Raw genomic sequence first — 6,784 nt, forward strand, 5'->3', positions numbered from 1 at the left:
GTTTGACTCGTCAGCGAGAGGAAGCGGCTCGCAAGTGGTACGAGGAACACGGAAAAGAGTACAAGGATCTGAACGCTCGCAAGAACGACCCGGACGCTGAAAAGCCACCTCGCGCGGTCGGTTTGAGCGAGATGGAACAGGGCCGTTTGAAAGTTCGTGAGCAGGACGTCTGGATTTGGAACCGGCGTTTGGAACGCTATCAACCGATGGTGCAAACCGTCATCAACGCGCAAGACACCTGGATGAACGCGAGAAAGTTGCGAGCACCTGCCAAGATCAAAGAGGATTGGCGGCCGGAATCGTTCATCTTCAATGGCGGTTCGTTGGCGGCTCCTGGCGACCCGGTGACACCAGGCGTGCTGAGCGGTTGCAATCTGCCAGTCGAAGGTGCACCAAAGGATGATCCGTATGCCTTGCCGGACACGCTCAACGGACGCCGTCTGGCGCTCGCGAAATGGATTGCTCATCCCGACAACCCGATGAGCACGCGATCGATCGTCAACCGGATCTGGCAGTATCACTTTGGACGCGGCATCGTTGCCACGCCGAACAACTTTGGCGTCAAAGGTTCTGCACCGACTCATCCGGAATTGTTGGACTGGATGGCGGACAAGTTTGTGAAAGATGGTTGGTCGATCAAGTCGATGCATCGATTGATTCTGAAATCGGACGCATATCGTCGTAGCACCGAGCATCCGAATGCGGACAAAGATCCCGACAACACTTGGTTCGCCCGGTTCTCGCCTCGTCGGATGACGGCGGAAGAGATTCGCGACAGTTTGTTGGCGGTGACCGGTGAATTGAATCCAGAGGTCGGTGGCTTGCCCGCCCGTCCCGAGATCAACATGGAAGTCGCGTTGGAACCGCGAATGATTCAGTTCTCCATCGCACCCGCGTACCTGCCTTCGCGAACGCCAGAAGAACGAAATCGTCGATCGATCTATTCGTATCGAGTTCGCGGCCAAGCGGACCCGTTCTTGGAGGTGTTGAATAAACCCAACCCGAACGACTCGGCAGATGTACGTGATGCGGCATCGGTTTCGCCTCAGGCATTCACGTTGCTCAATAGCGACGTGATGACGGACCGATCGATCGCCATGTCGGTGCGACTGCAGCGCGAATCGGATCAACTGACAGATCGGATCAACCGAGCGTTTGAACTGACGTTGGGACGTTTGCCCACCGAGACTCAAATGAAGCGAATGAAACGGTATGTGCAAGACATGACCGAATATCACTCGCAAATCAAGCCGAAGCCACGAACCTATCCCACCGAGATCACACGTTCTTTGGTTGAAGAATTTTCGGGCCGTCCGTTCGAGTACACCGAATGGTTGCCCTCATTCGAGGACTACCAAAGTGATTTGAAACCGTGGGAAGTGGACGCGAAAACACGAGCTCTCGCCGACATGTGTTTGGTGTTGTTCAACGCGAACGAGTTCGTGTTCATCGACTGATGTTCTCGTGACTGGTGCCTGGACGATCATGTTTGGGCACGCCCAAAGAACGAATGCGAGCCCGCTTGACGCCGAAAACGGTGTTGAGCGGGCTTTTTTGTGTTCGGTGAGCGTTGAAGTGTTGAATTTCGCTGTCGGATTTCGTTAGCGGATGGCAATTGGCACTGGACGTGCTGGTAGTCTACCTTGAACATTCCAATTGGCTCGCATTGATGGATTCGTATGGTGACTTCTTCCACAGGATTGGATTCCGTTGAAAAATTGGCGTTTGGGAACGCATATGATTGCACCGAGTTGGATCGGGAGTCGGTCGTCGAGCTTCATCGGGGCTTCTTGAGTGAGCCAATGACGCTTCCGTCGAAGTACTTCTACGATCAGTCCGGTTCCGAACTGTTCGATGCAATCTGTGAACTCGATGAGTACTACCCCACGAGGACTGAAGCGTCGATCATGCGACGTAACATCAATGAGATGGTGTCGGCGATCGGTTCTGCGAATCGCTTGATTGAGTATGGCAGCGGCAGTAGTTTGAAAACTCGATTGCTGCTGGAAAAGATGCAGAAGGATGTGACTTACGTTCCCGTCGATATTTCGGGCGACTACTTGGAAACAGTCGCAAAGCGATTGCGCCGCGATTTTCCGAAACGACGTATTGAACCGATCGCCGCGGATTTCACGCTCCCGTTTCAGCTTCCGCATTCCGATACGCCTCGGAATCGGGACGTGGTTTATTTTCCCGGTTCAACGATTGGCAATTTCAAACCGGCGTTCGCGGCGACGTTGTTGTCACAAATGAGGAATCAAGTCGGGAAGGGCGGAGGTTTGTTGATCGGTTTCGATCTGCAGAAGGATCCCGCGGTGTTGGAAGCCGCCTACGATGATCGACGAGGAGTGACGGCACTATTCAATTTGAATTTGCTGCGGCACCTCAATCGGGTCGCTGGCGGAGACTTCGATTTGGAAGCCTACCGGCACATCGCTGTTTACAACGATCGTGAGCATCGCATTGAAATGCACCTCGAAAGTTGTCGCGAGCAAACCGTCACTTTGGCTGGACGCACACGGACTCTCGAGAAATCCGAACGAATTCTGACTGAGCTCTCTCACAAGTACACCGTCAGCGGTTTCACCGAGATGGCTGCTGCGAGCGGTTGGAAACGAGAGGAAATTTGGATGGACGCGAAGGAGTATTTTGCCGTGGGGATGTTCCGGTCGTGAACGATTCGATGCTGGATGCCTATCGCCAAGTCCGCGAACATTCGAGGTCCATTTGTGCTCCGTTGGAGACCGAGGACTACGTGATCCAGTCAATGTCGGACGTCTCGCCAACTCGATGGCATCTGGCTCACACGACTTGGTTCTTTGAAACGTTTTGCTTGAAGAATTTGCCAGATTATCAACCTGAGCAGCCTGCTTTTGAGGTGTTGTTCAATTCGTATTACAACGCCGTGGGCGAGCAGTTCCCTCGTGCGCGACGTGGTTTGCTTTCTCGGCCCACGGTAGCCGAAGTCTGGCGGTATCGAGATCAAGTCGACGAGGCGATGTACGAATTGCTGGGGCGTTCCGATCGCGGTTCGATCGTGACGGACGAAGTGCTGCGGACGGGATTGAACCATGAGCAACAGCATCAGGAATTGATGCTGACGGATTTGTTGCACGTGTTTTCCTGCAATCCGCTTCATCCGGTTTACAGTGCCAACGCGGTAACGGACTGCGATCCCGTCGAGGCGTTGCGTTGGATCGAATCGTCGGCGGAGCGGATTGAATGGATTGGATTTGAAGAGACAGCGGACGACAAATTTTGTTTCGACAATGAGTTGCCTCGTCACCGAGCATTGTTGTCACCGCATGCAATCGCGAATCGATTGGTGACCAATGGCGAGTACCTTGATTTCATCGAGGGCGGCGGCTACGACGATCCTTCGTTTTGGTTGTCTGCCGGATGGGCGATGGTTCAGGCGGAAGGTTGGCGAGCTCCGATGTACTGGCACCTTGGCGAAGAGGGCTGGTACCAGTTCACTCTTGCCGGTTTGAGACCGGTGGATGTGAACGCACCGGTTTGCCACGTGAGCTATTTCGAAGCGGATGCATTTGCGAGGTGGTCGGGGTGTCGATTGCCGACAGAGTTTGAATGGGAGGTCGCGGTTTGCGAATCGGGTGAATCCATTGGGGATGCGTTTGGTTCGCGTTGGCAATGGACGGCATCGGACTACGCCCCGTATCCGAAGTACACGGCTCCTGAGGGAGCAATCGGCGAATACAACGGGAAGTTCATGTGCGGCCAAAAAGTGCTTCGTGGAAGTTCCGTTGCCACACCATCCGGACACGAGCGATTGAGCTACCGAAACTTCTTTCCACCCTCGATGCGTTGGCAGTTCTGCGGGATTCGATTGGCAATGGATCTCGAATGAAGATGCAAGGCAGAGCAGGACGTTTGTTATAAATCTTTCTGTGGTCGGGCGGATGTCTTCGAGCAACCCGGGGAGTACGCGTGAGGAGGCCGTGTTCTTTGGCCCGACGCTGACGGCCCTCCCCGGAATTCTCGCCGAACGCTCGTCTTCCGATCCTTCCCTCGCTCGCCTCTCCTAGGGGGAGGGTGATGATAAACACTCGTCAACACAGTGCTTCACAACCGGACGGCCACAGCGCGGGCGGGGTTCTCAATGCATTGCAAGTACAGCAGTTGAAGCTGCACGACATCTTCGTTCGGGAGGGGGAACTGAGAACCGAGGACGGCGATGTAAACCAGGGCGGCGGCTTCAATCGTTGTGTCTTGAATGGTTAAAGCGACGCGTTCTGTTTGGTGGAGCTCGACGGGCTTGGAAGTCCATCGTACTGGAGACTGTGGCTAGCTTTTCGGCTTGGAGTTCTTTCGGTCAACCCATTGATGACTCGACGCACGATACAGGCTGTGCTTGCCAAGTTTTGAAGCGATTTGATCGCTCAACGCATCCACTTTGGACGACGCGACTTCGCCGGTTTCTTCACCGAACAGATTCATTTGCTTGGGCGCGTCGGCGTCCGTCAAACCACCAAGCGAAATTCCCAGCAGACGGACACTGCGTGGTTCGCGCGAACGCATTTCCAACAGCAACGCTTCCGACACTTGCAGGATTTCGAGTGTGCTGTCGGTGGGAGTGGAGAGTTTGCGAGCTCGGCTGAAGGTCTGAAAATCTTCGCGGCGATATTTCAATGTGATCGTTGACGCCAACCTGCGGGCTCGGCGGAGTCGACGCGCGGTTTGCTCGGACAAGTAGCTGACGACAGCGTTGAGTGATTCGAGATCGGAGATGTCTTCCGCGAAGGTGCGTTCGTGGCCAATGCCTTTCGCTAGGCGGTCGACGACAACTTGCCGGCGGTCGATGCCATTTGCCAAGTTCCAAAGGTGTTCGCCCCAACGTCCAAGTTGCGATCTCAGTTCTTCCGGGGCTTTGACGCGAAGGTCCGCGATGGTGCGGTAGCCCAGTCGTCGCAACTTGGTCTCGCCCACCTTGCCAACACCCCACAATCGAGAAACGGGCAGCGGGTCCAGGAATTCGCGAACGCCGTTGGCGGGAACTTCGACAAACCCGTTGGGTTTCCCGATGTCACTGGCAATCTTGGCAACAAACTTCAACGGCGCGATTCCGACGCTGGCGGGCAAGTCCAACTCACGGCGGATGGTTTCGCGAATGTTTGTTCCGATCGCGCGCGGACATCCGTGTAGGCGAATGGTTCCGGAGACGTCCAAGAACGCTTCGTCCAAAGAGAGCGGTTGAACGACCGGTGTGAAGCGGTGAAAAATTTCCCGGACCGCACGCCCGACACTGGCGTAGTGTTCCAGGCGTCCGCGAATGAATTTCGCGTGGGGGCATAGTTTGACAGCGCGGCTGCCCGGCATCGCAGAGTGGATGCCATACTCGCGAGCTTCATAGGACGCTGCCGTCACCACGCCACGTCCTTCGACACCACCCACCACAACGGGATGACCGCGAAGTTCCGGTCGATCACGTTGTTCAATGGAGGCGTAAAACGCGTCCATGTCGACATGCAGGATCATGCTGTGCGATCGTCTTCAGCGGATTGGGACTGATCCAAATCTGGAATCCCAAGGGAGCCGGTTTCTTCGATCGCCGCCAGTTGTTCGTCTCGTTTTGCAACGTTGCTGCTTTGGCGTTTGGTCCAAGTCGGCGCCATTTGGCGGGCAACGGTCACGGACAACTCCGGTTCGAATGCGTTTTGTTTCAACACCGCCAGGGAATCTGCGAGCGGTCGGGCATCCCTTGTGATCCAATCGGAGATCCCATCGTTGGTTAAAAAGAATGGCGATCGATGATGCCCATGTTCCATGACGGTCGGCAACGCCGGACGCATGATCAACGACATCGTGAAGTGAGCCGTTGAGTCTTCTTCGGGCGACCCGGTGTTCTCGTCGTGGTACCACGTGAAGATGGCCGCGGCGAACAGCGGGGAGTCCGTTGGCACTGCGAAGTCGACTTCGGTGCCCGCTGTTTCACCCCAGTAACACGGTTCGCGAAAACTGGTCATGGGAACAATGCAGCGATGCGATTTGACGGCGGATTTCCAAGGCCACTTTTCCAGGTTTTCTACACGAGCGTTGGTGAGTGGGCGACGTTGAGACTCGGGGGGTTTGCCAAACGGAACCAATCCAAACGCCATCGGGAGAATTTCCTTGGCTCCGGAGCGATTGGTCGCGACGGCGGGCGCCGGTTTGCCGGGGAAGATTTCCTCGGTGAATTCCATCTGCCGAGGCGGGACGGCGTCGAGTGAACGAGCCAACTGGGCAAGGTTGGTCTTGAGGTTGAATCGATTGCACATCCTTCACCTCACCGGCGTGTTTCAAGACGAACAACGCATGCCAGAGAAACGCATGTCTGGGCAACGCTTGTCAGGGCAACAAAGATTCGTGCAGAGAGAATCGAAGCCCGGACTGTGGCAAGCACGCTCTTTCCAGTCGAGCCGGCTCGACTGAACAGGTCAGCCTCGATTTTCGGTGACGAAAGAATCTTCGTGGCGAGCGATTCTACCTGAGAACCGCTTGGTTCGGCGGGCCTGCGTTGGTGCCGTCAAAAGAATTTTGAATGGTGACGCACACGTTATTGATGGCGGAGGGAGCGAAAAAGCTTTTCCGACCCGTTTCATCACGGAGGGTGGCTGAGGGGACTCGAACCCCCGACCTTCGGAATCACAATCCGACGTTCTCGTCACGACGGCCGATTTCGTCCGGACGGGTGACGTCGGCCATCCGGGCGCACCACTCGGTGTGTCTTGACCTGATCCAGAACCTCGCCCGAACGAGCCCGGAACGAGGTGTGCCGATACTGGTT

General features: G+C 55.6%; 5 protein-coding genes. 3 read left to right on the plus strand and 2 right to left on the minus strand.

The features are described 5' to 3' along the window. The 3 genes from ACF8AM_RS03455 to egtB form a co-directional block, all read left to right on the plus strand. A partial coding sequence (locus ACF8AM_RS03455; RefSeq protein ID WP_392554294.1) for a DUF1553 domain-containing protein occupies nt 1–1,457 on the plus strand: 1,457 nt, incomplete at its 5' end. Nucleotides 1,458–1,802: 345 nt separating this feature from the next. Next, nucleotides 1,803–2,675, plus strand: a complete 873-nt coding sequence (gene egtD, locus ACF8AM_RS03460) for an L-histidine N(alpha)-methyltransferase (protein ID WP_392554295.1) — start codon at nt 1,803–1,805, stop codon at nt 2,673–2,675. Beyond that, entirely contained in the window at nt 2,672–3,868 is a 1,197-nt protein-coding gene (gene egtB / locus ACF8AM_RS03465; protein ID WP_392554296.1) for an ergothioneine biosynthesis protein EgtB, read from the plus strand. The genes egtD and egtB overlap by 4 nt, the downstream gene beginning before the upstream one ends. 437 nt (nt 3,869–4,305) lie before the next feature. Here the strand turns inward: egtB and dinB are convergent, their stop codons facing one another. Beyond that, nucleotides 4,306–5,496: a DNA polymerase IV gene (gene dinB, locus ACF8AM_RS03470; protein ID WP_392554297.1), complete on the minus strand. Its 1,191-nt coding sequence runs from the start codon at nt 5,494–5,496 to the stop codon at nt 4,306–4,308. Then, on the minus strand, nt 5,493–6,275 hold the full coding sequence (locus ACF8AM_RS03475) for an SOS response-associated peptidase (RefSeq protein WP_392554298.1): 783 nt from the start codon (nt 6,273–6,275) through the stop codon (nt 5,493–5,495). Before ACF8AM_RS03475 ends, dinB begins: the two co-directional genes overlap by 4 nt. Nucleotides 6,276–6,784 lie beyond the last annotated feature (509 nt).

This window comes from Rhodopirellula sp. JB055, from assembly GCF_043100905.1.
In the GTDB taxonomy this organism is placed as follows: Bacteria; Planctomycetota; Planctomycetia; order Pirellulales; family Pirellulaceae; genus Rhodopirellula.

Bases quoted from the DNA above. Each gene is read 5' to 3' on its own strand.
- dinB (WP_392554297.1), bottom strand. From the start codon at position 5,496: ATGATCCTGCATGTCGACATGGACGCGTTTTACGCCTCCATTGAACAA.
- ACF8AM_RS03475 (WP_392554298.1), bottom strand. From the start codon at position 6,275: ATGTGCAATCGATTCAACCTCAAGACCAACCTTGCCCAGTTGGCTCGT.
- egtD (WP_392554295.1), top strand. From the start codon at position 1,803: ATGACGCTTCCGTCGAAGTACTTCTACGATCAGTCCGGTTCCGAACTG.